The following is a 25,026-nucleotide window of genomic DNA, read 5'->3' on the forward strand; positions in this document are numbered from 1 at the left end:
GGCAGACGCCGATGAGTGCGAAAAAGCAGTAACAGCGAGGGACGACACCCCAACAAGGGTAGACCGCGTCTCACCATGATCGTGTTACGAGCTCTTAACATTCGGTTTACGTCGATGCGCATCGCGTGGCGACAGGGTGCCCTGGGGCTACAGCGGGCTCACCCGACGGCCGGGGACGCTCCCTCCTCGAAACGCGACGGTGTGTCGCCGCTGCTGGGCCTGGCGTGGCCACCAGGCCGGGATCCTCCGATCCATGGGAGCGGTCGGCACCTCCGCGGACAACGCCGCCGCGGAGTCGTTCTTCGCCTCGCTCAAGCGGGAGATCCTTCCCGACCGGCGTGGTTGGCCAACCGAACGAGCCGCCCGGCTCGCAGTCTTCCGTTGGATCGGCTTCTACAACCACCGGCGCAGGCACTCTACGATCGGCTACCTCGCGCCGGTCGCCTTCGAACAGAGATCAACTACGCTGGCCATCGCTGCATGACAACCGGTGTCCACGATCAAGGTGGAAGCCCCGACCGCCGCGGCACTACGCGAGTGCAGGTTCTCGCCTCCGCACAGGACTTCTACATCGAGTCCTATGCCTCGCTCGGCATGCAGGCACGGCTGTTGCCGCCACGCGGCGAGTTCTTCGGCGGCTTCGGCCGGTTGCTGACCGCCCGCGCACTGAACCTGGTGGAGCTGCGCACACAACTGCCGGACGAATCTGTGTCGCCGTAGGACTCGCACTCACCGACCGCCGAACGCGTCTGCCGGATCGGGGCCCTCCCCGCAGACGGACGCGCCGAGGAAGCCAAGGGCTCCGCGCTCGCCCTGCTGACCGACCCGGAACAGACCCTGGCGGCACTCGAGGACACGATCCTCACGGACGGGACACGGACGTTCCGCCGCACCGCTGACTGGAACGAGCTGCTGGACGCCACGATGGCCGACGCACTCGGATGGTGGCCCGGGTCGACGCCGGCCTCGCTGACGCGGCGGCGGCCGATCCGGCTCACCCGCGGCTGCCCGAGCTGCGGCACCTGCTGGCGTACTACCTCTCGTTGCAGGACCGCACGAGGCGGCACTGGAGCAGTTCAAGCTGGTCGACGGGTACGTGGACGCGCTGCCATGGCGCTACCGGGGCGGCATGGCCGATTATTACTGCTCTGTCCGCGACGCCACGGCCCCTGTAGTGGGTCTCGGCCGCCGAGCCGGCCACCTGATCCTGCGAGAGTGCGCACCGGTGCGCCGGAATGCGGGCGGCACCGGGATTGTTGTCCCTGGTGCCGTCGCCCGCCCACAGCGACGGCGGCGGCAGAACGACGGGCCCGTTGTGACGGACGGGCCCGCCCCCGTTGGCCGGGAGACAGCGGCCCTTCACGCCTCGGCCGCGCGCTCGGCAGCCTCGATGATCACATCGTCCTTGGGGACGTCCTGGTGAGGGCCTTTGTTGCCCGTCTTCACCGCTTTGATCGTGTCGACGACGTCCTGGCCCTCGATCACCTCGCCGAAGACCGCGTAGCCCCAACCCTGGGGAGACTTGGACGAGAAGTTCAGGAAGTCGTTGTTGTTGACGTTGATGAAGAACTGAGCGGTCGCCGAGTGCGGGTCGCTGGTACGCGCCATGGCAACGCTGTAGAGGGTGTTCTTCAGGCCGTTGTCCGCCTCGTTCTCGATCGGTTCCTGGGTCGGCTTCTGGCTCATACCGGGTGCGAAGCCGCCGCCCTGGATCATGAAGCCCGGGATGACCCGATGGAAGATCGTGTTGTTGTAGTGGCCGGCGTCGACGTACGACAGGAAGTTCTGGACGGTCCTGGGCGCCTTCTCATCGTTGAGCGCCAGCACGATGTCACCGAAGTTCGTGGTCAACCGGACATTGGTCATGAAGCACTCCGTACTCGGCGCGTGGTTGCCTGGTGAGTGATCGTAAGCCTGTCACGCCGGGAGCCTGCTGTCTTCCCCAGACAGGCGCCGGGGTGACAGGCGGGAAGGCGCTCTGTCAGTGGCGAGCTCGCCGGCCGCGCAACTGCCCGTGGGATATCGAGTTCCGCGCACCTCATTGCACTCCCTTGTCAAGGGAGACATCTGACGTGGTGGCGGCAGTTCACTGACCGCCGGGTGGTGCAGGCGGCCTTCGGCTGACCGATCCCGCCTTTCACAGGGTGATCGACCGCATCCCCGGATCGGTAACCCGTACACCTTGTCCGACACGCCCCGGGGCAGGGGCGTGATGGCTTCGGCCAGCGCCAGGGCGGCCCGCTCCGCGGGTTGGATAACATCCGCCCGCGTCATTGCTGACGCGACGTCAATGCGGCGACCAAGGAGCAGTCCACATGGCCCACGAGGTGTCCCTCCGCCCCGTCACCCCCGCTGATCTCGACCTGTTCGAGGAGGAGTTCGCCGAAGAGGATGGCACCGGTTCGTTCCAGTGGTTCGGCTTCACCCCCACCCATCGGTTGCGCGCCAGGTTCACCGAGGACGGGCTGCTCGGCCGTGACGATGGCGTGCTCACCGTCACCGCGGCCGGCACCGCCGTGGGTCGCGTCGAATGGTTCGCCTCCACCTGGGGTCGCCGCGACACCTCTTCCTGCTGGAGCGTCGCCATCGGCCTGTTCCCCGCTGCCCGGGGACGCGGCACCGGCACCACCGCCCAACGCCAACTGGTCCGCTACCTCTTCGCGCATACCCGCGCCGAGCGCATCCAGGCCTGGACCGACCACGCCAACCTCGCCGAGCAACGCGCCCTGGAAAAGGCCGGTTTCACCCGTGAGGGCACCCTGCGCTCCGCACAGTGGCGCGGCGGCCGCTGGCACGACCAGGTCCTGTACTCGGTGCTGCGCACCGACACCCCCCGGTGGGCTGAGGAGTAGCAATGCCGGGCCCAACTCGACGTCGGATGGCTCTGGTAGCCCCCAGACCGACGGGGGTGTGTGGGTTGACCAATGGGCCCCTGAGTGCGCGAGGCCCGGAACCTCGAGGGCTACTCGGCGGACAGGGCCTCCCGCATGGCCTTCGCGGTGGCAGTCGAGTCGTAGCCCTCGGGGACGCCTTCGACCAGGATGATGTCGCCGTCGATGTGCCGGGAGCGCAGGGGTGCGATCTCCTGGTACTCAGGTGAGTCCCACCAGGCTCGCGCCTCGGTGATCCCCGGGAAGCCGATCAACACGATGTGCCCGGGCCAGCTGCCTTCCTTCACCTCGTGCTGCGTCCCGTGCACGAGGAAGCGGCCGCCGTACGGCTCGAAGGTGGCGGTGATGCGCTCCATGTACTCGGCGATCTCCGGGTGCGGGGCGGACTCCTGGAGGTGGGCTATGGCGTAGGCGGGCATGGTGTCCTTCCGGTCGGTCGGGCTCCGTACGCCGGTGATCGTGTCATGTGGGCGCGTCAGAGTCGACGACCTGGGAGGTAAGCAGCCTCGTAGAGTTCAACGAGCAACCGTTACGCGACCGCCCCGAACCCTTGATCGCTCGTCCGGTGGTCACCGGCCACATGGGCACAGGGGCGGCGTCGGACAGCAGCGCCATATGGGGCGTCCCGCAACCATCACGTCCGCGAACACAGCCGACTGTGTCAGAGGGGTCGCCCTCGGTCATCAGTCCCTCGATGATCTACCCGGCCCAACGAGGTGTGCTAGGCTTTGCGAGTTGCAGTTGTGGTACCCATGAACCTATGTGCGCCTGACGGGAATGTTTCTCCTTCGGGCGCATTATTTGTTTTCCGGCATCTCCGGATGGGGCCTCTGCCTACAGAAGGAGAAGGTCATGGCACAGGGAACCGTGAAGTGGTTCAACGCCGAAAAGGGTTTCGGCTTCATCCAGCAGGACGGCGGCGGTCCCGACGTCTTCGCTCACTACTCGAACATCGCGACCCAGGGCTTCCGTGAGCTCCAGGAGGGTCAGCGGGTCTCCTTCGACGTCACGCAGGGCCAGAAGGGCCCGCAGGCGGAGAACATCGTCCCCGCCTGATCGCCGGACGCGTATCCGCTCACCGGGGTCCGCACCGACATGGTGCGGACCCCGGTGTGTGCTGTTTTCAGGAAGGCAAACACCTGCATGTCCCGCAGACCTCAGAAGTCGAACCGGCGTTCCTCGGCAACCCCGCCGCGCGCGTCGTCGCCAAGAGAGTTCCGGCTGCCGGAAGGTACGACACCCGCGCTTCCCGCCGTCGAGGACTTCGCCGATCTGGACATGCCGGCGGGGCTGCTGAAGACCCTCACCGCGCAAGGCGTGACCACCCCCTTCCCCATCCAAGCCGCCACGCTGCCCAACTCGCTCGCCGGCCGTGACCTGCTGGGACGGGGACGCACCGGCTCCGGCAAGACCCTTGCGTTCGGGCTGGCGCTGCTGGCCCGCACGGCCGGACTGCGCGCGGAGCCCAAGGCACCCCTCGCTCTCGTGCTGGTGCCCACCCGTGAACTAGCCCAGCAGGTGACGGACGCGCTGACCCCCTACGCGACGGCGGTGAACCTCCGGCTGGCCACCGTGGTCGGCGGGCTGTCCATCACCAAGCAGGCCGGAGCGCTCCGACGCGGCGCCGAGGTGGTCGTCGCGAGTCCCGGCAGGCTCAACGACCTCGTGGAACGTGGGGACTGCGTGCTCGACAAGGTACGCATCACCGTGCTGGACGAAGCCGACCAGATGACCGACATGGGCTTCCTGCCACAGGTCACCAAGCTGATCCAGCAGGTGCGGCCCGACGGACAGCGCATGCTCTTCTCGGCCACCCTGGACCACAACATCGACCGCTTGGTGCGGCAGTTCCTGACCGACCCCGTGGTGCACTCCGTGGACCCGTCCGCAGGAGCGGTGACCACCATGGAGCACCACGTGCTCCACCTCCAGGACGAGACCGACAAGAAGGCCGTCACCACGCGCATCGCTGCCCGTGACGGCCGGGTCATCCTCTTCCTCGACACCAAGAGGTCCGCTGACCGGCTTGCCAAACGGCTCCTGGCCGTCGGTGTCCGGGCGGCGGCCCTGCACGGAGGCCGCACCCAGCCGCAGCGGAATCGCACTCTGGAGCAGTTCAAGAACGGCCAGGTCACTGCGTTGGTGGCGACGAACGTCGCGGCCCGGGGCATACATATCGACAACCTCGACCTCGTGGTGAACGTCGATCCCCCCACCGACCACAAGGACTACCTCCACCGGGGCGGTCGCACGGCTCGCGCCGGTGGCTCCGGCAGCGTGGTCACGCTGGTCCTGCCCGACCAGAAACGCGAGGTCACCCGGCTCATGTCGGACGCGGGCATTCGGCCCCGGTCGGCCCGCATCAAGTCGAACGACGCCGAACTGGCCACTATCACCGGCGCCCGCGAGCCATCCGGCGTGGCCGTCACCATCGAGGCCGCCCAGCCGACGGCACCGGCGGCGTCCCGCCCGGACCGCAAGGCCGGCACCGAGCCCGGCAGGCGTTCCGGCCGCCGTCGCCGAAACAGCGGCGGGACCGGACCGGCGACAGGTGCTGCCACCACGGTCAAGGGCCGGGAGCGTCGGGCCTCGGCCGGGTCGGCGGCGGCCGGCGGCAACTCCACATCCGGCGGCCGCGGTTCTGGCCGCCGGGCGGGAGGCGGCGGGGCCACGGGTGCTGCATCCGGTGCGGGAGGCCGCAGTTCGGACCGCAGGGCCGCGACCGGCGCCGTATCCGGCAAGGCAGTTCGCGGCTCCGGCCGCCGCTCGACGGCCGGCGGAGCCAAGGGGGGCGCTGCCGGGACGGGCGGCCGCAGCTCCGACCGCCGAGGCGGCCGGCGCAGCTCTGCCGCATCGGGCAACTCCGGCCCCGGTGACGACCTTTCGTAGGTCTTCGAGCTGGGCGTAGGGGGCCCGAGGTCGGGAAACGGCTTCGGGCTCGCCGTCCTCAGGTACACCTCGTCGTCGGCGATCGCGTAGAGACGACGCGACAGGTGCCTTCTTACGATGCGGTCGGCTGTTGAGTACGTCGGCTCTCCGAAAGGCGCCTTCGTTCCTCACGGGCGGTGGGGAATGGAGTTGCGCGGGGACGTGGTACACACTGACCCAGCCGGGCGGTTGCTCCGGCCTTCGCCCCGGACGGGGGTCGGGCGGGTGTCGGCACTCACGCGTCGGCTGGCCTCGACGCGCGGGGTGGGCGGTGCCCGACGCCGCGGACGTCCTGCTCTGGAGTGGCAATGCTGCAAGAGCTTGCTGAGTCCGTCTTTCGGATCCGGCCAGGATCAGTCCCGGTCAGAAGGGCGGTGACTGAGCAGATCTCCGGGCTGACAGTCCAGCACTTCGCAGAGACCGGTGAGCGTCGTGAAGCGGATGGCCTTGGCCCGTCCGTTCTTGAGGATGGACAGATTGACGTTGGTGACGCCGACTTGGGCTGCGAGTTCGGCGAGTGTCATGCCGCGTTCTTCCAGGAGCCGGTCGAGGTGGACCTGGATGCCATGGCCTTCATGCGTTTGGGGGACATCAGACGACCCCCGCGAGGTCTTCACGCATGGTGGCGCCTGCACCCATGATCCGGGCGAACGTGATCAGCCCCAGTGCGGTGAGGATCGCAAGGTATGGCGTCGCCCACATGCTCAGCCAGGCTCCGGCGGTGAGTGTGACGTCCGTGGTGAGGGTGGCGAGCAGCGCGGTCTTCGCGACGGCTTCTATGAGTTCGGCGATCAGACTGCCTGCCAGCAGCCACCGTCCCAGCAGCCTCAGCCTCGAAGCGATCTGCGGTGTCTAGCCATGGGTGTGGTGAGGTAAACCCCTTCGGAGCGGATCCTCGCGGCCGTCGTGGAGGGCTGGGACGCGTTCGGGGACCACGAGATGAGTCGGTCGTCCAACGACAAGAGGCAAGTCCAGCAAGACCACGTACGATGGCGTGGCCGACGCGCACGAGTAAGGGCTCGAGTTGAACCTGGAAGCCGAGCGGCTCTGCGTCGCCCACCTCACGGGCGACACCATCGACAGTGTTGCGCTGAAGAAGACGAAGAAGTGGGCATTGACGTGTCGACGATAGAGATGGTCGCCCTGGTCCTGGGCCTGGCCTGTTCGGCGGGCATCGTCCTGTTGCTCCGTCGGGCAATCATCGTGATCTGGCTGGTGTTGCACGGCGAGCGGACTCAGGGGTGGTGCGCGAGACGCCAGGTGATCTCGCCTACCCACGTAGGCGGTAACCATCGCACCGAGTTCACCTTCGCCTTCCGCACCCGGGAAGGTGAGACCACCGAGTTCAAGGACCGGCCTGGCGCCTTCGGGTACGAGGAGGGCGCGCCGGTTCGTGTCTGCTACGACCCGGCACGCCCGCACAAGCGAGCCACCATCGCGGGACCGGACACCTGGGGGCCGGTGTATGTGCGGCTCCTGGCCTGCCTTCCTCTGGCGCTCATCTCGTTCGTGACGCTGTACGCCCTCGCCCTGAACTGGGGCCTCCTCAGCGCCTAATGGACGGCAGCCGGGGCCGCCTGTCGAGATGTCAGCCGCGTGACGCGCAAGCCGTCATGAACGAGTGGACTCGCGGCGCACCGTGCGCTGAATGCCGGTATGGGCGCGGCACCCTGGCCACATCGCCACCACATCCGCGGTTCGGTCAGGCCGTCATCCGTACCCCCTCTATTGATGTGCACACGTCTTGACGCACGGTCCTCACCACGCGCACCGTTGCTGCGTCGTACCACCGAAGGGGAGACGTGAACCGAAGACTGCTGGGCACGTGTACGGTCCTGTCGCTGTGCGCCGTCGTGGGCGCTCTGCCGGTACCCGCCTCGTCCGCACCGCGGCCCGGGTCCGTGGCCCGCGGCCTGCCGCTGGGCGCCGCCGACCTGACCGAGACCCGCAGTACCAGGACACTGCAACCCGGGGTCACTCTCACCCGAATCGTGCGCGGCGCCGACACCCCCGCGCTGACGTGGACCGTCGAGGTCGCCATCCCGGGCGGCGCCGGGTCGCCGGACCCCGACGCGCCGCCGACCGCGCTCAACGACCGGACGAGTGCAGAGGAACTGACCACGGACCTGAAACGGGATGGGTTCGACGCCCGCGCCGAGAAGGTCACGACCCCGGCGGTCGCCGACTACGCGGGCGGCACGCTCGGGTGGCGGGTGAGGGTCGGTGACTTCGCCGAGCAGTCCGCCGCCACGGCCGAGCGCACCCGCCTGAGGGCGGCCGGATACGCCGGGTCCGCCGTATACACCGGCTGGGACGGCCGAGCCAGTGACCGGGGGCCCTGGCGGATCGACGTGCTCACCATCGACCCGCGTCGGTTCAGCGGCGAGCTGACGGCGTCGTACGGCCCGGACCTCGAGAACCGTGAGAAGACCAGCGAACTGGCGGCCAAGACCGGTGTTACCGCCGCCGTCAACGCCGGTTTCTTCGTCCTTGATCCGAAAGCGGGAGCGCCGGGCGATCCCGCCGGCATCGGTGTCTATGACGGCCGGTTGCTGAGCGAGCCGGTGAACGGGCGACCCGCGCTGATCGTCCACGACTCCGGCAGGACCGAGATCAGCCGGTTCACCTGGAAGGGGCAGGTCGCGGGGCGGGGCACGTCGCTTCCCCTGAACGGCATCAACCGGGTGCCGGGCCTGATCAGGAACTGCGGCGGCTCCAAGGGCGACCTGCCCACCGCGCTGCCCCTGCACGATTTCACCTGCACCAATCCAAACGAACTCGTGGCGTTCACGCCGGAGTTCGGCCAGAGCACCCCGAGCGGCGAGGGGGTGGAAGCTGTGCTCGACGGGAGCGGTCGGGTCCAGGAACTACGCTCGCCGCGCGGCGGCACACTGCCCAAGGGGGGCAGCTCCGTACAGGCGACCGGCGACCTCGTCTCCGAACTGACCTCCCTCGCGCGCAAAGGCCAGCCACTACGTGTGGAGAGCACCTTGCGCGACGGGCGCGGCCGCAAGGTGTCGCCGTCACCGGCCACGGACATCGTCAACGGCGGTCCCGAGCTGGTCCGCGACGGACGACCGCATATCACGCCGACCGCCGACGGCATGGTGCAGCCCGGCAATCCGAGCTTCTACTACGGCTGGATGCACAAGCGTAATCCGCGCACGCTGGCCGGCGTGGACGCGCAGGGCAGGACCGTACTCGTGACTGCCGACGGCCGTAGTACCGACTCGCTGGGCCTGAGCATTCCCGAAAGTGCTGCCGTCGCCCGCGCGCTCGGGCTTCGCGACGCGATGAATCTCGACGGAGGGGGATCGACCACCATGGTGTCGGGCGGCGACGTCATCAACCACCCCTCCGACGCCACCGGCGAACGCCCCATCGGAGATGCCCTGTTGATTCTGTCCGATCGCTCCCGACCGGGGCGATCCTGACCCGGTCGACACCGGCAGGGCGGAGACCGGCCCGCTGATGCCGACCGGGTCGATCCCCGGCCGCGCCCACGGCGAGCCGTAGCCGATCCGGCCCGGACCACGCACATCCCCGTCGACAACCCCGACCGCAGGGAGCCGCATGATCGCCGCCTGGCACCGCCGCCGTCCCCGTCTCCTGCTCGTCCTTGCCGCACTGCTGCTCACCCTGTCTTCCGCCCCCTCGGCGTTCGCCGCCACAACGCCGACGGGGCAGGCGGCCCGGCCCGCCGCACCGGATCGGGGCGCCGAGGTCGTCCAGGTCACCAGGGTCGCCGACCGGCAGGTCGACCTGGCGGTGCGGTCGGCTGCCCTGGGCGGTCGCACGGTGAACGTACGCCTGCTGACACCCGACGGCTGGAACCCGGGGGACAGGCGTCAGCACTGGCCCACCCTCTGGCTGCTGCATGGCTGCTGTGGTGACTACACGTCATGGACCAGAGCAACCGACGTAGCACGGACCGACAGCCTGCGCGACGTCCTCGTGGTCATGCCGGAGGCGGGCTGGAACGGCTGGTACAGCGACTGGTGGAACTACGGCAAGGGCGGTGACCCCGCATGGGAGACCTTCCACACCGAGGAGTTGCGCCAGCTCCTCGAGCGTGACTGGGGAGCGAGCACCAACCGTGTCGTGGCAGGCCTGTCCATGGGCGGCCAGGGCGCCCTTCTGTACGCCGCCCGGCACCCCGGTATGTTCAAGGCCGCCGCGGCGTACTCCGGCTCCGTGCACCCGCTGCTGAACGACGAGTCAGTGAACCGGATCATGGGGTTCTTCGCCGGGCAGGGGAACGATCCGCGCCGGGTCTGGGGCGACCCGGTCGCCCAGCGTGGCATCTGGGCGGCGCATGACCCGTTCCACCTGGCCGAACGGCTCAAGTCGATCCCCGTCTACCTGTCGTGCGGTGACGGCACCACCGGCCCGTTGGACCCGCCGGGCGCCACAAGCGACCTGGAGGCGGACTTCTACCGACAGAACCAGGCCCTCGCGGGGGAACTCGAACGCGTCGGCGCGAAGCACGTCACGACGAACTTCTACGGGTCGGGGACCCACGCGTGGCCCTACTGGCAGCGCGAGTTGCACGCGTCGCTGCCGATGCTGCTGCGGGCGCTACGCGTTCCGGCCTGATCCGACAGCGGCGCGACCCTGAAGACCCCGGCCGTAGGGAAGGTCAGCTGACATCAGGCACCGCCCCCACGGCCGGGCTCACCCCTCGGCCCGTTGGGTGACGGACGCCTCGGTGCGGTCGCCCGGGAATTCGTACCACCGGCGTTGCAGACAGACGTATCGCACATCGGCTTCGACGAGGCTGAGGAAACCGGCCACGGTTGCCGACAGACGTTGCTGCAGTCCCGGGTCGATCAGCGTTCCGTCCTCCGCGAAGGCCTGGTAGCTGTCGGCAAGGCTGAACATGTCCGGATAGACGCGGGTGCCGAGGTGCTCCAGTGGGACCCTCAGCGCCCACAGTCCGCGGTTGCCGCCGACCAGGGACGGCGAGGCGGAGACAAGCATCGCGTGCTTGGTCTTGAACGGCTGCGGCCGCACACGCGAGACCCAGTCGATCGCGTTCTTCAGCAGGCCCGGCACGGAGGCGTTGTACTCGGGTGAGGAGATGACGAAGGCATCGGCTTGTTCGATCCGGTCACGCAGCGAGAGCGCGCCGTTCGGCAGCCCTTCGGCGGCCTCCACATCGCCGTCGTACAAAGGCATGTCGAAGTCGTGCATCGCGGCGTGGTCGACGGTGGCGCCGGTGTCGGAGATCAGCCGGGCCACGAGGGACGCGAGGCGGGCATTGAACGAATCGGCCCGCAGCGCGGCGCCGAAGACGAGCACCCGCAGCGGGCCGGGCTGGGCGTCCGTGGGCATGTGGTACGTCCTTCCGTGACGGGTGCCGTGCTCGGCCAGGGCACCACGCGGACCATGCGTCCTGATCCATAGTGAGGCCACGGGTCTCCAAGAGGCCGGAAGGGCTCGCCCGAAAGACACTTCGGTGTTCAGGCCGGCGTGCAGCAGCCAGGCCCCGTCACCCTGCTTGGTCATGGCGTACAGCGGGGCGCCCACCGTGTCGCCCTCTGCTGAGTGGTAGACCTGCCGGGCCTTGACGGCCGCCCCATCCAACTGCCCGGTCGCGATGCTCGGGGAGCGCGTGGACGAGTACGGCGTGATCCCCTGCGCCCTCACCGAGACAGGTTCCTCCGAGCCGGTGGGACTGTGAATCGTAGATTGTTCCCATGGCTGAGGAGACGTCACCCGAGCAGTTGGAGCGGTCAGGCACGAGACGCGGGAAGCATGCTGCCCCCAAGGGGGCGAAGGCCGGTGGAGTGATGCGGTCGTCCGCGCTGATGGCCGCCGGAACGGTGGTCTCACGCGCCACCGGACTGATCCGGAATGTGCTGCAGGCCGCGGCATTGGGCACCGGACTGCTGGCCACCACCTACAATCAGGCCAACACGGTGCCCACCAGTTTGTACTTCCTGCTGATCGGCGGCGCGCTGAATTCTGTCCTCGTCCCACAACTGATCCGGGCACGGGCGGAAGACCCCGATGGCGGGGCGGCGTTCGAGCAGCGCCTGGTGACTCTCGTTATGTGCGTTCTCGGGATCGGCACCGCGCTGGCCACATGGGCTGCTCCCGAGATCATCAGCGTCTACCAGCACGACACGCCCGCCACCCACGACGCGTTCGAGCTGACCGTGGTCTTCGCTCGCTTCCTGCTTCCCCAGATCTTCTTCTACGGTGTGTTCAGCATCTTCGGGCAGGTCCTCAACGCCCGGAACCGGTTCGGGGCGATGATGTGGACCCCCGTCCTGAACAACCTCGTCCTGATCACCATGTTCGGCCTCTACCTCGGCATGATGACCGTCCCGGAGAAGGTCTCGGACATCAACGATGCCCAGGTCAGGCTGCTCGGCATCGGAACCACTCTGGCTCTGGCCCTCCAGGCACTCGCCCTGGTTCCGTACGCCCACGCGGCCGGCTTCCGGCTGCGACCGCGCTTCGACTGGCGGGGCGCGGGCCTGCGCAAGAGCGTGAACGCGGCCCGCTGGACCTTGCTGTTCGTGCTGGCGAACCTCGTGGCGAGCACGGCGGTCACCCGCTTGGCTTCCGCCGCGGACGCCGCCCTGCCCAGCGATGGCGTCGGATACACCGCCTACAGCTACGCCCAGCAGATCTGGATGCTGCCCCAGTCGATCGTCACGGTCTCCCTCGTCACCGCCCTCCTCCCGCGGATGAGCCGGGCAGTGACCGAACATCGTCTCGGCGACCTGCGTGCCGATCTGTCCCGAGCGCTGCGGGTCAGTGGCGTCATCATCGTCCCGGCAGCGTTCTTCATCGTCGCCTTCGGCCCGCAGATCGCGCAACTGCTGTTCGCCCATGGTGCCGCCGACGCCGCAGATACCGTCCCTCTGGGCCACATGTTGCAGGCCTTCGGCCTGGGGCTGATCCCGTTTTCCGCTCAGTACCTCCTGCTGCGCGGCTTCTACGCCTTCGAAGACACCCGCACGCCGTTCCGCATGGCGCTGTGGATCAGCGGCATCAACATCGCTCTGGCTGTGGCCTGCCATCTGCTGCTGTCCCCCCGGTGGGCAGTCACCGGGATGGCCGCCGCCTATGCCCTGTCCTACGCCATCGGCCTGCTGATGACGGCTCTGCGGCTCAGGAAGCGCACCGAGGGGCTGCTCGACGGCCGACGGATCTGCCGCACCTATGCCAGGTTGACCACGGCCGCCACCTGCGCCGGGGCTGTCGGCTGGCTCATCGCCTACTCATGCAGCCACAACCTGACATCGGTCTCCTGGACGCCGGCTGTCTCGCTGGCCGCGGGCGGCCTCGCCATGGCCGTGCTGTTCCTTCTCTTTGCACGGCTTCTGCGAATCGGTGAACTGGGCAGCCTGCCAGGACTGGGTTGACCGGGGATCTCGCACGCGACCCCCGGCCTTCAGGACGGACACGCCGTCCGGGCCGCCGCCCCTCGCTCCGCCACCGATGTCACAGCCATTGTCAGAGAGTGTCGGCATAGTGGCGGGCACTGATCGAGAGGAGTTGAAGGTCGATGGGTGACTTCTTCGAGCGGATCGTTGATGTCGAAGTGACCGCGGAGGAGGCTGGGCAACTCGCTGATCGGATGGTCGACTGGCTGGTCACCGAGGGCCTGGTCACGCGTGAAACGTCCCGCGACGGGGTGTACAGCCTGCATGTGGACGAAGGCTATGTGCCTGGCCCCGACTGGGCGCGGGCCGTTGCCGACTCATCGGACCCGGACTGGCGACCGGGCCCGGTGGCGGTCGTGGTCGGGCGCGAGTACCACGTCGGCGGCCAGGGAGAGGACGATGCGGAATACGCCGTCTGCCCACGGTGCGAGACCAGGACCGTGATTATCGACTACCCCGAGGAGTTCGAGGCGGACGTCGAGGTCTGGAAGCCGTTCAAGGAGGGCATCGCTGCCTGGAAGGAGACGGGTGAGGGGAGTGCCCCCTGCTCCACCTGCGGTGCCTCGGTCTCGGTCACGGAGTGGCGGTGGGAGCCCAATTTCGCGGTGGGCTCCCTCGCCTTCGACTTCTGGGGCTGGCCGCCGCTCTCGGCCGGCTTCTGCGCGGAGTTCAGCCGGCAGCTGGGGCACCGCACTGTGGAGCACATGGGCAAGATCTGAAAACCGCCGAGCGCGAGACAGGCCGAGGCCGGGAGTCGGCGTTCGGGTGTGGCGGTCGATCGGGCCGTACGACGCGACGCACGAGGGGCCGACAGATCAGGACGCCGTGGGCACAAGCGAGGTGGACTCCCAGGCGAACCCGTCCGGGTCGGTGAAAGGCGCGGCAGCGCCGCCGAGTACGACCCGGTGCGATCCGGTGCCGTCTGCGGGGACGCCGACATCCTTGGCCAGGCCTTGGCGCTTGTACAGCGCCAGTTTGACGGGACTCGACTCAGCAGCCGCAAACTCGACGTACTTGCTGCCGAAGCTCTTCGCCACGGCCAGGCCCTGCTCGACGTAGAACCGCTTGCTCGCCTTCACGTCCTCGACTCCCAGCAGGAGCACGAACTCGTCGATCTCCCGGGTGGCCGGGCCGGTGTCCTTCTTCGACGATGTCGCGACCTTCCAGATCGTCCCGTCTGGCGCCTGTACGACGCCGCCGTAGCCCCATAGCGACTTCGAGGCCGGCTTCAGTGACGTGGCGCCGGCGTCGAGGGCAGCCTCGATGAAGCCGTTGACGGTGGCCGGCTGCGCCACCGTGAGTGCCAGCGTGAACCCTCGGAAGCCGGTCGTAGGTGCCTCGGAGGCCCGCAGGCGTACCCGTGAGCCCAATCCGAAAGCGGCGGTGTAGAAGCGGTCGGCAGCCGTGGGGTCGGCCACCTCGAGGGTGACAGATTCGAAGGAGGTCATGACGAACACGCTAACTGCGGCTCATCTGCCGGGGCTTCTCCATTCCTGCTCGATACCGTCACCCGTTTCGAAGGGGTGTCAGACCCGCTCGTACACCCATGGTCCAGTCGCGTCGACATGGCCGGGCCCGGCCCCGGGTTCGTGGAGCACGATCCTGGGTCCGGGCCACAATTGATCTGCGGATCAGCTCTCCATGCCGGCGAACATGCCAGGTGCGTAGGAACCTCCCCGCGTGCGCGTGATCACGCCGAGACGATTGGCGGCGTTGATCATCGCGACCAGGGAGACCAGTGCGGCGATCTGGTCCTCGTCGTAGTGCTTGCACACCTGGGCCCAGGTCTCGTCCGACACGCCTTGGTGGGCGTCGGCGAGCCGGGTGCCTTCCTCGGCGAGCGCCAGCGCGGCCCGCTCGGCCTCGGTGAACACGGTGGACTCGCGCCAGGCGGCGACCAGGTTGAGTCGGACCGCGGTCTCACCAGCGGCCGCGGCCTCCTTGGTGTGCACATCGACACACCAACCGCAGCCGTTGATCTGGCTGGCGCGCAGCTCCACCAACTGCTGCAGGGCCTTGGGCAGAGACGACTCCTGGATCGCCAGGCTGACGTTGTAGATCCGCTTGCCGACCTTGGCGCCGACCTTGTTGGCCATCAGATTGATACGGGGTTCCATGTCTTCGTCCTCATCCCTGCCGTGGTGGGCCGCGCGGATTGTCCGCCCGGCATCCTGACGAACATGAGATGCCGGCCAATCGGACCCTGTGACAGCACGGCTGTGTGACGTAGGTCATCGCCCATGGCTGTCACAAAAAGGCCGGGTCCGGTGTCTTGTGCGTGACACGGTCGAAAGCGAACAGGCAGGAGCCGGCCTTGAGTGAGAGCAGCGAGCGAACCACTGACACAGGCGAGCGCCGTGCTCATGAAGGCCGCATGGACTCCGCCACCAAGGCGTTCGTCGCCCACCGCAACCTACTGTTCACGGTTGCCTACGAGATGCTCGGCTCGGTGGCCGACGCGGAGGACGTCCTGCAGGAGGTCTGGCTGCGGTGGGTGGGCGTCGACCTCGACGCGGTGCGGGAGCAGCGTGCGTACCTGGTTCGGATCACCACGCGCCAGGCGCTGGGGCGGCTGCGTACGCTCCGTCGGCGCAAGGAGTCCTACGTCGGCCCCTGGTTGCCTGAGCCGCTGCTGACCGCGCCCGACGTGGCCGAGGACGTCGAGTTGGCGGACAGCGTCTCGATGGCGATGCTGCTGGTGCTGGAGACGCTCAGCCCGACCGAGCGGGCGGTGTTCGTGCTGCGTGAGGTGTTCGACCTGGACTACGACGAGATCGCGGCAGCGGTCGACAAGAGTCCGGCCGCGGTCCGCCAGATCGCCCACCGGGCGCGGGCCCACGTCGCGGCGCGTCGCCCGCGTGGGGCCGTCTCCCCGACCGAAACGCAGGACGCACTTCAGGCGTTCCAACGAGCGGTCGAAACGGGCGATCTGCAGGGACTGCTCGACATGATCGCTCCGGACATCGTCCTGCTGACCGACGGTGGCGGAGTCGTTCGGGCGGCGCTGGAGCCCGTCGTGGGGGCCGATCGGGTGACCCAAGTGCTGGGCAGGATCTCCGGCGCGGTATCGCTGCAGCCTGCGCAGGTCAACGGGCATCCGGCGCTGATCCTCCGGCTGGGCGGCGAGATCGACTCCGTCCTGGCCTTGCGCATCGACGACGGCCTCATCACCGGGCTCTACGCCGTACGCAACCCTGAGAAGCTGTCATGGATCGAGCGGGAGACCACGGTGAGCCGCTCAGTCTGAAAAACACCCTCGGCGCACGCGTCTCTGCCCGCGATTGCGTCGGCCGGCCGTTCGCGGCCTCGCCCACCCGGCAACCGACCTTGGCAGGAATCCCGGTTGAGTATTTCGCTGGGTGGCGCATGGCGCACAGCGAGTTGTCAGGTTCCAGACATGCCGGTTTCAGACAGTGAACGCCCGTTCACTAATTGGCAGTTGGACTTACAAACTGGGCCTCGCCCGCGGATGCCCTACCGGGCACCCTCGAAAGGAGTCCCTGTGAAGAAGACCCTCTCTGCGGCGGCGAGCCTGGCGATCGCTGCGTCCTGTGCCCTCGGTATGGCGCTTCCCGCGCACGCCGCCGATGCGCCCAGGACCGCGACCGTCGCCAGCCAGTCGCTGCAGTCGGCCATCGACACCTCCAACTTGGACCCGCAGACCAAGGCCCTCGTCGACAGGATCCTGGCCAAGCTGCCCGCTGACTGGGAGTCCCGTGTCAGCGCAGCCCGTGCGAAGTACGGCCTGGGTGAGTCGCAGTGGAGCGAGATCCGCGACAGTGCGATCAACCCCGGCGACTACCAGTGCCAGCAGACCGAACTGACGACGTACGCCAACTCTCTCCTCGATGGCGTCGAGGACCCTTTCACCATCTTCATCCTCGCGCTCTTCGGCGGCTTTGACTTCCCGACCTACGACGCGCTGGTCTTCGGTAAGGAGTCGGCGTCGAACACCTTCGGCGTCAAGGGTGAGTACACGCAGACGCTCACCTCCGAGATGAAGAACCTCAAGCGCTTCTGGGACATCGACTCGGCGGGCATCCAGCTGGTTCCCATGCACGGGGCAGACGTCTACTCCAGCCCCGAGCGGCTCGCCCGCACGCTCTCCGTGCTGTACGGCGGGACGCCCGAGGACAATGCCGACCTGGCCGAGCTGTTCATCGAGCTCGTCGACTCCGAACCGGCTCTCCAGGGTGGCGCAAACCCGATCTTCTCCTTCAACGCCTTTGCCTACAGCGACCGGGACGACCCGGAGCCCCTCGGCGTCTCCGACCGGATCATCATGGGCGACGGCATCCTGCAGGGCATGACCGCGGTGGGTCTGGGCGATGTGGCGCCGCGGGCTATCGAGGGCCACGAGTTCGGCCACCACGTGCAATACCAGAAGAATCTCTTCGAGAGCGACCTGACCGGTCCGGAGGCCACCCGCCGTACCGAGCTCATGGCCGACGCCTTCGGGACGTACTACCTGACCCACGCCCGTGGCGAGGCGCTGAACGCCGCCCGGCTCCTCAAGTCCGAGAAGTCGTTCTACCAGGTCGGCGACTGCAGCTTCAGCAGCTCGGGTCACCACGGCACGCCGAACCAGCGCCTTGCCTCGTCCACTTGGGCAGCGGGCGTGGCCAACGACGCTGCGAACCAGGGGCACATCCTGCCTTCGCTCAAGTTCGACGAGCTGTTCGAGGCCAAGCTCCCTGACCTGGTCAAGCCGGACGCCAAGTGACGGCTGCGGCCGCAGGGCGTTGATCGCCTGAGCGGCTGAAGACCCGCGCGGGGCGGGCCGGATCATGCACCGGCCCGTCCCGCGCGCCCATTGCACGGCCCGGCCAGGGCCGTGGTTCACAGCCAGCCGCGGCGGCTGGCCTGGACACCGAGCTGGAACCGGGTCTGGGCGCCGAGCATCTCCTGCAGGCGGGCGATGCGTCGGGCGACGGTCCGCTCACTCACCCCGAGCTCCCGGGCGATCGACTCGTCGGTCAGCCCGGCACTGAGGTAGCTCAGGAGCTGCCGGCCCTCAGGACTGGCCTCGCTCTCGACAACATCACCGGCCGGGGGGAGCGGAACGGCCATCCGCCAGTACGACTCGAAGACACCGATCAGCCCGTCCAGGAGCCCCGACGGCTGGACGACGATGCTGTGGTGTCCCATGAGGTCCGGCGCGGTGACGGATACCACGGCGAAGCGGTCGTCGCAGACGAGGAGGTTCAGCGCGACGTCGGGGAAGACCCGCGCCTGCTCCCCGTGGCCGACACACTTGTGCGCCACCTCCAGGGCCTTGGGATCCTGCAGGATGTTGGCGCTGTACACCACCCGGTGGGCGATCCCACGGTCCAGAGCGTCCAACGTTCCGGGGCCCACCTCTGGTACACGATCGCCCGCGCCCACCGGCCCGATCGAGAGCGCGCGCACCTCCTTCACGGCTTCGCTGTGCGCGCGTAGCTGAACCGTCTCGGGCCTGCCGGAAGTGTCGACGACCTCCACATAGCTCGACCCTGCGGTGTGGTTGAGCCAGAACCGCGACAGGGCCGTCGCGCTCTCGTACGCGAGCCGGGCTTCGCGCGCGCGTTGCTCGGCGACAGCCTCCAACATCGCGCGAGGAGGCTGAGCGGTCAGCCTGTCGTCCGTGCGTGACACCAGACCGATGTCGCTGAGCTCGGTGACTGCTTGCTGGAGGCCTTCGAGAGGCGACCCGACCAGCGTCGGCAGGCCGGTGAGCTCGATCAGGGTCTGCGGACCCTGTTCCACGAGCGCGAGGTAGACAGCCTCCGCTGTCGCAGAGAGACCAAGAACCTGTAGTGGGCGCAGTTGGCGCATGTCCCCCCAACCCGGCGGCACTTGACGGCACCGCCTGCTGACTCCATTTCTACGGCGACTGCCCGTCTGCTGAAGATCGCAGAGTAGCATCACATGATCACCTTGATGGCGAGAAGGAAAGGGTCGGACTCCGCATGGCCCGGCCACCCCGGGTTCACCAGGCAAGGGTCACTGACCACTGACAGGGAGACAACTTCTTCCATCAGGGGAGCGCGCTTCTTGCTGCAACCGAGGCCCTCGATAAACGATTGCCATCGCCGCTGGGGTCCCCTGCGCCTGCGGATCGGTGAACTCTCGTACCGCCAGCGGCGGCGCATCGAGCTGGCCCGGCTCGTGAGCGAACCGATGGATCTGCTGCTGCTCGACGAGCCCACCAACCACCTCTCTCCCGCCCTGGTGGAGGAGCTGGAGGAGGCACTGGTCGGCTACGAGGGCGCGCTCGTGCTCGTGACCGGCGCGAGTTGTGGGACGAGGAGCCTGGGGATTGGCTCGCCGTCCCAGCCTCCGGCAGCATAGGCATTGGCTGGCTTTGTGAGAGGGGATCATGAGAGAAGCGACCGTCGCCGAAGTCGAAGCGATCGCGGACAGAGCGCACGCCGGACAGGTCGACAAGATCGGCGTGCAGTACGTCGACCACGTCCGTGCCGTCGCCGCCGGGCTCGCACCGTTCGGCCCGGACCTGGAAATGGCCGGCCTGCTCCATGATGTCCTCGAGGACACCGACTGCACCGCCGAACAACTCCGCGCCCTCGGCGTCCCGAATCGGGTCGTCGGAATCGTCGAGGACGTCACCAACACCCCTGGCGTCCCCTACGACGAGAAGATCCGGCGCATTACCTCCCGCCAACACGCCACCCTGGTCAAGATCGCCGACAACGCTCACAACTCCCTCCGCGACCGCGCCGCCCAACTTCCCCCGGAGCGGCGGGCACGTCTCGCCGAGAAGTACCGGGCCGCGCGGGACATCCTGTGGCCCACGGTCGATCCCGATCAGATCGAGACCATCGTTTCGATCGTCAACCCGGCGCTCCTCGACGAACTCCGCGAGCGGGCTGCGTCATGAACGACTGCGACGCCGAGTAGGTCCATGCGGAGCTGGTCTGCCGTCCGACCTTCTCTCCCGCCATAGCGTGCCCACGTCGGGCAGCGGTCCCGCGCCTGGCGGTCGGCCGGCCCCCGCGGCATCGGTCACGCCGCGAGGGTCCCGGAGCGTTGGACAAGGTGACCGCCCTCGAACTGGGATCCGGCGGCTCGGTGCCCGGTGTAGGCAAAGACGCCTCGGGCTTGGGTATGCGCGGGGTGGAAGAGCCGACATGTATCGACGTCAGGAACCGGCAGCAGACACGTGGCGAGCCAACTCGGCGGCCAGGCGTTGCATGACCGTGCGGTTGGCACGCTGCATCGTGGCCCGGACGACGGGTGCCAGTAGGCGGTCGGCCAGAGGGGCGAGCACCCAGGCATAGGTGAACGAGACGTGACTCCCACCGGTGGGTAGCGGTTCGATGGTGTAGGTGCCGTGGGCCCGGCGCCTGCCGCGCGCGCTGATGTTCTGTTCGACGATGCACCGCGGTGCGTCGATCTCGACGACCTCCATGGTGACCTCGGTCTTCGTGCCGCCCAGCGCGGCGGTGACCGTGGCGCACGATCCTGGGCCGCGGCTGGGGCCGCTGTAACGCCAGTTGGTCAGGTAGTGGTTGGTGAACCGCTCGTGGTGAGCCATGACATCGAGGAAGTCATAGACCTGCTCGGGCGTCTGTGGCACGTCGATCGACACGGTGACAGACCTCATGTACCACACGGTACATAGGTCATGTACCAATTGGTACAGTCACGACGTGGGTAACACGGATGACAATCCCGAGGACGAGGCCGCGCACGGCACTGACGGGGACCGACGTGCTCAACTACTGGACGCGGCCGTCGACCACGTTGCGGCACACGGCATCGCGGACCTGAGCCTGCGCCGCCTTGGCGCCGCGATCGGTGTCAGTCATCGCATGCTGATCCACTACTTCGGCTCCAAGGAGCAGCTGCTCGTCGAGATCGTTCGGACGTCGGAGCATCGCCAGCGCGAGCTGCTGTCCCGACTCCGCCTCGAGCCCGGTCTCTCGCCCGCCGATTTCGCGCGGCGGCTGTGGCGGCAGTTGACGAACCCTCGGCTGGCAGGTCAGGAGCGGCTCTTCTTCGAAATCTGCGGGCATGCGCTGCGAGGTCGCCCCGAGGCTGTCCCGATCTTGGAGGGGCTCGTGGCGGACTGGCTGGAACCGCTCGTGGCCGTGGAGATCGCCGCGGGGGCGGACCCTGTCGTGGCCCGGAATCGTGCCAGGCTGGGACTCGCCACCGTCCGCGGTCTGCTGCTCGACCTGCTCGCCACCGGCGACCGCGACGGTGTCGACGAGGCGATGGAGGAATTCCTCAGCCTGTACTACGGCTCCAAGTAACGGAGTTGCCGATCAGGCCAACCAACGGGAGATGGTCAAACCAGGCCTGTCCGGGCCACAAGGTGACCTGTGGTCGGCGTAACTGGACAGCATGCTGACCGAGGCGCCTGCGAAGCTGCCGTCACGGCGCGAGCCGCTCCAGCGTTCCTCAGTAGCGGATCGTCCGAGGTGCCGACTTCACGGCGACGGAGATGTGTATGCCCGGGGTGTCGGCGAGGAGGGGGGGCTTCCACCTTGATCGTGGACACCGGTTGTCATGCAGCGATGGCCAGCGTAGTTGATCATCGACCAGCCCAGCAGGCGACGGGAGAACACGTCGATGACGGTGGCCAGATGCAGGAATTTCTCGCCGGCGATGGGCAGATAGGTGATGTCACCGACCCACGCCCGGTCGGCGGCGGACGCGGTGAAGTTCCGCCGCAGCAGATCGGGCACCGCCTGGGCGGCGTTCTCCGCGGTCTTGATCCACTGCCGCAGCGTCTCGTGGTTCACGCCGAGTTCGGCGGCGATGCGTGAGACGGGCCGGCCCGACGAACGGGCCAGCGCCACCGCGTCGGCCCGGAACTCCGCCGAGTACTTGTAGGTACCCACTCGGGACTCCTCTCCCTGAATTCAAGATTCAGTGTCAAGGTGTCCACGATCAAGGTGGAGGGCCCGTCTACACCGAGCATGGTCCGGAGAACATGGCCACTCTGCGCAGCTTCGCGATCAACTGCCTCCGAGCCGCCGGACACCACAACATTGCCGCCGGACTCCGCGAGATGTCCTACGAGCCGTTCACCCGTCCCCTGGCCCTCCTCGGACTCCGCTGACCAGCACGGACGCGCGAACAGTCAGACTTTGCAACCGCCCTGGAAACGGTCCCCCGAATGGAGGAGCCCGACTGTTACCGAAGCTATTGGGCCATTCGCATGAGCCGACGCAGCAAGGCCACCAAGGGCGTCACGAGCCGTCAGCCATGTTCCTCCTGATCGCAGCGTGGTTCGGAGTGGCGACAGGTCGACGGACCGACTCCCTCTCAAGTCGATGGCCGGTACAAGGGACAGTTACGGATACGTCTGTGTTTTGTAACGCGAATCCTTTTGTCGAGCTGGCGTCGCCGTGGAGGGCCACAGTGTGGGGCCTCGGCAGTGAGCCGGGAATTCGGATTGCACATCCGACCCTGACCAGGGTGGGTGTGCACAAGTGTGAGGGGACAGATTCATGTCTGTTTCTCGTACGGCGGCTCGCCTGATCGCCGCCCTAGCGGCTACCGGCGCCCTCGTCGGCGCGGCGGCCATGCCGGCCATGGCCGTCGGCCATGACCGCGACAACGGGAGGAGTTACCACCTGGACGTCAGGAGTGGCCACGACCACGACGGCCGCTACGGCGACTGGTACCACCGGCACCACGGCCGGTACCACCACCCGCACTGGTACCCCGGCTGGTACAACGACCGGCCCTGGGACCGGTACCACGGCTGGTACGGAGACCGGTACCGGGATCACGATCACCGCCACTACTTCGGCCACCGCTAGACCGACTTGGATGGGGTGCTGTGACATGGAGGCCGACCGCACCCTCTGTCATCCGTCGTCCTAGTCAGCATGGTCGCTGCATTGGCCGGGGCCGAAGACCGTTCATTGCGGTCTTCGGCCCCTTCCGTGCGTCCTTCTGCTGAACTGGGACAACAATCGTCTTCTGGCTGGTTCTTTTGGAGTGAACGTGCGCCGGAGCCGTCTTCGAACGCAGTCAGCTCCTCGAGCACACCGAGGCGGTCGTTTCCTGATCGGTCGTGAAGGTGGCGCCGGGGGCGGCGTAGTCGACAGGACCGTCGAACCGGGTCGAGGCGCGTGCCACCGCCTGCTGCGGGGTGAGGAAGCGGTCGACATGCGTGACGATCAGCCGACCTGCCCGGGCCATGCGAGCGGTGTCGCCGGCGTCCTCGGGTGTGTGGTGCACCCGGTCGCCCTCAGTTGGCGCCTGTGCGCTCTCGGCCTCGCACAGCATGTCGTGCGCCACCGCACGGCTGGTCAGCAGCAGCGAGCCAATGGTCGCCTGATGTCCCTCGTGCAACTCGGTGATGACAAAGGCGGATTCGATCGGGCTGCAGGCCGGCGTGTTGGTGAGGGACCCGGCCAGTCGGTCGGCGATTCCCGGTGGGCCATAGAGGGGAATCGGCGCCGCCAGACGAATGTCCGCGTACAGTGCACCGTAGTACGCGGTGAACAGGTCCGCGCTGTGATCGGCGTGCAGGTGGGAAATCCAGATGCGTCGAGTTCGTCCAGCCGCACGTGCCGCTGGAGCGGGCCGAGTGTCCCGCTCCCCGCATCCATCCAGATCCGGGTGCCGCCGCTTGACATCAGATAGCCCGAACAAGGGTTGTCCACGCTCGGTTACGGCGTTGCGCATCCCAGGACCGTTGGGCGAAGACGCTCATCACGCATCCCGTGATGCTAGACGAGTGGCTCCGATGTGGTTTTTCGAGTTCTGCCTCGTACCGGCCTGAGTGACAGACAGCGCCTCAGGCGCGGCGGACCCGCCAGAGCCAAGTTGCCGTGCCGGCCAGTAGGGCGAGCAACGCCAGGTTGGCCAGGAGAGCCGGGGTGTTGCCCGCAGAGCCGCCGTTGGACAGGTTCCAGGTGATGATGACGGCAGTGGGCAGGACGGCGGTAAGCATGATGCCGGTGGTCTTCTGGACGGCCACCCAATGCACTGAGGTGCAGAGAAGCACCGCGCCGGTGATGCGGAACAGGACGCCTATCAGCGGGCCGGGGTGGTCGGGGAAGACCATCATGAAGGGCAGCGAGAGGGTGAGCATCAGGAGCGGGACGAGGGGGTGTACTTTGCCGCGCCGGGCCGGGGCCTCGGTGGCCCCGCTCCCTGCCTCGGCCAGCGCCGTCGCCGCGATCGTGCGAGGGTCCCCCAGTTCTGCCAGGACCTCGCCGAGCGCGGCGTCGGGGCGTTCGGCGCGCGTCACCTCGATGTGTTCGGCGAGGTCGGCGAGGAGTTCCTGGCGACGGTCGGCGGGGAGTGTGGAGGCCTCGCGCTCGACGGCGGAGAGGTAGTCGCGTACGGGGTCGGCAGAGGTCTTCATGCGAGGTCTCCGGTGGAGGGGGGCGGGGTGGTCAGGAAGGCGTCGACGGCGTTACGGAAGCCGGGCCAGACGCGGGTGAACTCTTCGAGTGCGGCCCGGCCGCTGTCGGTGAGGGCGTAGTACCGACGGGGTGGTCCGGAGGCGGACTCCTGCCAGGTGGTAGTGACCAGTTCGTCGCGGCGGAGCCGGGAGAGCAGGGGGTAGACCGTGCCCTGGCTGGTGGCCAGGGCACCGGAGTCCTCCAAAGCGCGGAGGAGTTCCACGCCGTAGCGGGGGCGGTCCCGCATCAGGGCGAGGACGCAGTACTCCAAGACACCCTTGCGTAGCTGGGTGGCTGCCCGGGTCTGCTTGGTCGCATCACCTGGTTCCATGTGATGCAAGGTACCAGGCGGACAAGTGTATGGGAGAGGAGATGTGGTTTCCCTCTGGAGGCCCTGACAGAAGTCGTTGAGCATGTGACTGTTGGCTGGCCTGG

At 67.8% G+C, this 25,026-nt stretch carries 26 protein-coding genes and 4 pseudogenes; 18 read left to right on the forward strand and 12 right to left on the reverse strand.

Annotation, left to right across the window (positions count from 1 at the left end):
- Positions 1 to 232 precede the first annotated feature (232 nt).
- The 3 genes and pseudogenes from ACWDEX_RS20005 to ACWDEX_RS20015 all read left to right on the forward strand — a co-directional run.
- A pseudogene (locus ACWDEX_RS20005) lies at positions 233 to 484 on the forward strand (integrase core domain-containing protein); the annotation flags it as partial.
- Positions 481 to 720, forward strand: coding sequence for a hypothetical protein (locus tag ACWDEX_RS20010; RefSeq protein WP_450464956.1), 240 nt, complete (start codon positions 481 to 483; stop codon positions 718 to 720). The pseudogene ACWDEX_RS20005 and the gene ACWDEX_RS20010, both read left to right, overlap by 4 nt.
- A gap of 209 nt (positions 721 to 929) precedes the next feature.
- Positions 930 to 1,177: pseudogene (locus tag ACWDEX_RS20015) on the forward strand (hypothetical protein); the annotation flags it as partial.
- Between the two features lie 182 nt (positions 1,178 to 1,359).
- Here the strand turns inward: ACWDEX_RS20015 and ACWDEX_RS20020 are convergent.
- A complete protein-coding gene (locus ACWDEX_RS20020) occupies positions 1,360 to 1,866 on the reverse strand; it encodes a peptidylprolyl isomerase (RefSeq protein WP_450464958.1) in 507 nt (168 codons plus the stop codon).
- Between the two features lie 449 nt (positions 1,867 to 2,315).
- On the opposite strand from ACWDEX_RS20020, the gene ACWDEX_RS20025 reads away from it, so the two are divergent.
- Positions 2,316 to 2,852: a GNAT family N-acetyltransferase gene (locus tag ACWDEX_RS20025; protein ID WP_450464959.1), complete on the forward strand. Its 537-nt coding sequence runs from the start codon at positions 2,316 to 2,318 to the stop codon at positions 2,850 to 2,852.
- Between the two features lie 110 nt (positions 2,853 to 2,962).
- On the opposite strand, the gene ACWDEX_RS20030 is transcribed toward ACWDEX_RS20025, so the two are convergent.
- The gene (locus tag ACWDEX_RS20030; RefSeq protein WP_450464960.1) at positions 2,963 to 3,310 is read right to left on the reverse strand and encodes a DUF1330 domain-containing protein; all 348 of its coding nucleotides are present in this window, start codon (positions 3,308 to 3,310) and stop codon (positions 2,963 to 2,965) included.
- A gap of 433 nt (positions 3,311 to 3,743) precedes the next feature.
- On the opposite strand from ACWDEX_RS20030, the gene ACWDEX_RS20035 reads away from it, so the two are divergent.
- Together ACWDEX_RS20035 and ACWDEX_RS20040 are read left to right on the forward strand one after the other, a co-directional pair.
- Positions 3,744 to 3,947, forward strand: a complete 204-nt coding sequence (locus ACWDEX_RS20035) for a cold-shock protein (RefSeq protein WP_023544341.1) — start codon at positions 3,744 to 3,746, stop codon at positions 3,945 to 3,947.
- Between the two features lie 87 nt (positions 3,948 to 4,034).
- Complete coding sequence (locus tag ACWDEX_RS20040; protein WP_450464961.1) at positions 4,035 to 5,780, forward strand: DEAD/DEAH box helicase; 1,746 nt, start codon at positions 4,035 to 4,037, stop codon at positions 5,778 to 5,780.
- 392 nt (positions 5,781 to 6,172) lie between these two features.
- Here the strand turns inward: ACWDEX_RS20040 and ACWDEX_RS20045 are convergent, their stop codons facing one another.
- On the reverse strand, positions 6,173 to 6,436 hold the full coding sequence (locus tag ACWDEX_RS20045; protein WP_450464962.1) for a helix-turn-helix domain-containing protein: 264 nt from the start codon (positions 6,434 to 6,436) through the stop codon (positions 6,173 to 6,175).
- 502 nt (positions 6,437 to 6,938) lie between these two features.
- On the opposite strand from ACWDEX_RS20045, the gene ACWDEX_RS20050 reads away from it, so the two are divergent.
- The 3 genes from ACWDEX_RS20050 to ACWDEX_RS20060 all read left to right on the forward strand — a co-directional run bounded on the left by ACWDEX_RS20050 (position 6,939) and on the right by ACWDEX_RS20060 (position 10,415).
- Positions 6,939 to 7,376 carry a DUF3592 domain-containing protein gene (locus ACWDEX_RS20050; protein ID WP_450464964.1) on the forward strand — a complete coding sequence of 146 codons (438 nt, stop codon included), beginning with the start codon at positions 6,939 to 6,941 and terminating at the stop codon, positions 7,374 to 7,376.
- A 245-nt stretch (positions 7,377 to 7,621) separates the two neighbouring features.
- Entirely contained in the window at positions 7,622 to 9,253 is a 1,632-nt protein-coding gene (locus ACWDEX_RS20055) for a phosphodiester glycosidase family protein (protein ID WP_450464965.1), read from the forward strand.
- Between the two features lie 139 nt (positions 9,254 to 9,392).
- On the forward strand, positions 9,393 to 10,415 hold the full coding sequence (locus ACWDEX_RS20060; RefSeq protein ID WP_450464966.1) for an alpha/beta hydrolase: 1,023 nt from the start codon (positions 9,393 to 9,395) through the stop codon (positions 10,413 to 10,415).
- Between the two features lie 78 nt (positions 10,416 to 10,493).
- On the opposite strand, the gene ACWDEX_RS20065 is transcribed toward ACWDEX_RS20060, so the two are convergent.
- A complete protein-coding gene (locus ACWDEX_RS20065) occupies positions 10,494 to 11,468 on the reverse strand; it encodes an NAD(P)H-dependent oxidoreductase (RefSeq protein ID WP_450464967.1) in 975 nt (324 codons plus the stop codon).
- Between the two features lie 161 nt (positions 11,469 to 11,629).
- On the opposite strand from ACWDEX_RS20065, the gene murJ reads away from it, so the two are divergent.
- Both murJ and ACWDEX_RS20075 read left to right on the forward strand, forming a co-directional pair.
- Complete coding sequence (gene murJ, locus ACWDEX_RS20070) at positions 11,630 to 13,198, forward strand: murein biosynthesis integral membrane protein MurJ (RefSeq protein WP_450465109.1); 1,569 nt, start codon at positions 11,630 to 11,632, stop codon at positions 13,196 to 13,198.
- A 143-nt stretch (positions 13,199 to 13,341) separates the two neighbouring features.
- On the forward strand, positions 13,342 to 13,938 hold the full coding sequence (locus ACWDEX_RS20075) for a hypothetical protein (RefSeq protein WP_450464968.1): 597 nt from the start codon (positions 13,342 to 13,344) through the stop codon (positions 13,936 to 13,938).
- 96 nt (positions 13,939 to 14,034) lie between these two features.
- On the opposite strand, the gene ACWDEX_RS20080 is transcribed toward ACWDEX_RS20075, so the two are convergent.
- Both ACWDEX_RS20080 and ACWDEX_RS20085 read right to left on the reverse strand, forming a co-directional pair.
- Positions 14,035 to 14,667 carry a glyoxalase gene (locus ACWDEX_RS20080; RefSeq protein WP_450464970.1) on the reverse strand — a complete coding sequence of 211 codons (633 nt, stop codon included), beginning with the start codon at positions 14,665 to 14,667 and terminating at the stop codon, positions 14,035 to 14,037.
- Positions 14,668 to 14,850: 183 nt separating this feature from the next.
- Positions 14,851 to 15,336 (reverse strand): carboxymuconolactone decarboxylase family protein, encoded by a 486-nt coding sequence (locus tag ACWDEX_RS20085; protein ID WP_450464972.1) that lies wholly within the window; start codon positions 15,334 to 15,336, stop codon positions 14,851 to 14,853.
- Positions 15,337 to 15,593: 257 nt separating this feature from the next.
- On the opposite strand from ACWDEX_RS20085, the gene ACWDEX_RS20090 reads away from it, so the two are divergent.
- On the forward strand, positions 15,594 to 16,466 hold the full coding sequence (locus tag ACWDEX_RS20090; protein WP_450464973.1) for an RNA polymerase sigma-70 factor: 873 nt from the start codon (positions 15,594 to 15,596) through the stop codon (positions 16,464 to 16,466).
- Positions 16,467 to 16,721: 255 nt separating this feature from the next.
- A complete protein-coding gene (locus ACWDEX_RS20095) occupies positions 16,722 to 17,942 on the forward strand; it encodes a hypothetical protein (protein ID WP_450464974.1) in 1,221 nt (406 codons plus the stop codon).
- Between the two features lie 116 nt (positions 17,943 to 18,058).
- Here ACWDEX_RS20095 and ACWDEX_RS20100 read toward each other — a convergent pair whose 3' ends face one another.
- Positions 18,059 to 18,964: a LuxR C-terminal-related transcriptional regulator gene (locus ACWDEX_RS20100; RefSeq protein WP_450464975.1), complete on the reverse strand. Its 906-nt coding sequence runs from the start codon at positions 18,962 to 18,964 to the stop codon at positions 18,059 to 18,061.
- A gap of 339 nt (positions 18,965 to 19,303) precedes the next feature.
- Between ACWDEX_RS20100 and ACWDEX_RS20105 the strand changes: the two are divergent.
- Positions 19,304 to 19,549 (forward strand): annotated as a pseudogene (locus ACWDEX_RS20105) (ATP-binding cassette domain-containing protein); the annotation flags it as partial.
- Between the two features lie 28 nt (positions 19,550 to 19,577).
- The gene (locus ACWDEX_RS20110; RefSeq protein WP_450464977.1) at positions 19,578 to 20,096 is read left to right on the forward strand and encodes an HD domain-containing protein; all 519 of its coding nucleotides are present in this window, start codon (positions 19,578 to 19,580) and stop codon (positions 20,094 to 20,096) included.
- A 261-nt stretch (positions 20,097 to 20,357) separates the two neighbouring features.
- On the opposite strand, the gene ACWDEX_RS20115 is transcribed toward ACWDEX_RS20110, so the two are convergent.
- Positions 20,358 to 20,822 carry an SRPBCC family protein gene (locus ACWDEX_RS20115; RefSeq protein ID WP_450464978.1) on the reverse strand — a complete coding sequence of 155 codons (465 nt, stop codon included), beginning with the start codon at positions 20,820 to 20,822 and terminating at the stop codon, positions 20,358 to 20,360.
- Between the two features lie 46 nt (positions 20,823 to 20,868).
- Between ACWDEX_RS20115 and ACWDEX_RS20120 the strand changes: the two genes are divergently transcribed.
- Complete coding sequence (locus ACWDEX_RS20120) at positions 20,869 to 21,474, forward strand: TetR/AcrR family transcriptional regulator (RefSeq protein WP_450464979.1); 606 nt, start codon at positions 20,869 to 20,871, stop codon at positions 21,472 to 21,474.
- Between the two features lie 177 nt (positions 21,475 to 21,651).
- Here ACWDEX_RS20120 and ACWDEX_RS20125 read toward each other — a convergent pair whose 3' ends face one another.
- The gene (locus tag ACWDEX_RS20125) at positions 21,652 to 22,065 is read right to left on the reverse strand and encodes a transposase (RefSeq protein WP_450464981.1); all 414 of its coding nucleotides are present in this window, start codon (positions 22,063 to 22,065) and stop codon (positions 21,652 to 21,654) included.
- A 92-nt stretch (positions 22,066 to 22,157) separates the two neighbouring features.
- Between ACWDEX_RS20125 and ACWDEX_RS20130 the strand changes: the two genes are divergently transcribed.
- A complete protein-coding gene (locus ACWDEX_RS20130; RefSeq protein WP_450464982.1) occupies positions 22,158 to 22,286 on the forward strand; it encodes a hypothetical protein in 129 nt (42 codons plus the stop codon).
- 391 nt (positions 22,287 to 22,677) lie between these two features.
- A complete protein-coding gene (locus tag ACWDEX_RS20135; protein ID WP_450464984.1) occupies positions 22,678 to 22,992 on the forward strand; it encodes a hypothetical protein in 315 nt (104 codons plus the stop codon).
- Between the two features lie 214 nt (positions 22,993 to 23,206).
- Here the strand turns inward: ACWDEX_RS20135 and ACWDEX_RS20140 are convergent.
- From ACWDEX_RS20140 to ACWDEX_RS20150, 3 genes and pseudogenes are all read right to left on the reverse strand, one after another.
- Positions 23,207 to 23,817: pseudogene (locus ACWDEX_RS20140) on the reverse strand (MBL fold metallo-hydrolase).
- Between the two features lie 161 nt (positions 23,818 to 23,978).
- Positions 23,979 to 24,551: an HAAS signaling domain-containing protein gene (locus ACWDEX_RS20145; RefSeq protein ID WP_450464986.1), complete on the reverse strand. Its 573-nt coding sequence runs from the start codon at positions 24,549 to 24,551 to the stop codon at positions 23,979 to 23,981.
- Complete coding sequence (locus ACWDEX_RS20150) at positions 24,548 to 24,922, reverse strand: PadR family transcriptional regulator (RefSeq protein ID WP_450464987.1); 375 nt, start codon at positions 24,920 to 24,922, stop codon at positions 24,548 to 24,550. Before ACWDEX_RS20150 ends, ACWDEX_RS20145 begins: the two co-directional genes overlap by 4 nt.
- Positions 24,923 to 25,026 lie beyond the last annotated feature (104 nt).

The sequence above is a fragment of the Streptomyces sp. NPDC001020 genome, from assembly GCF_053599115.1.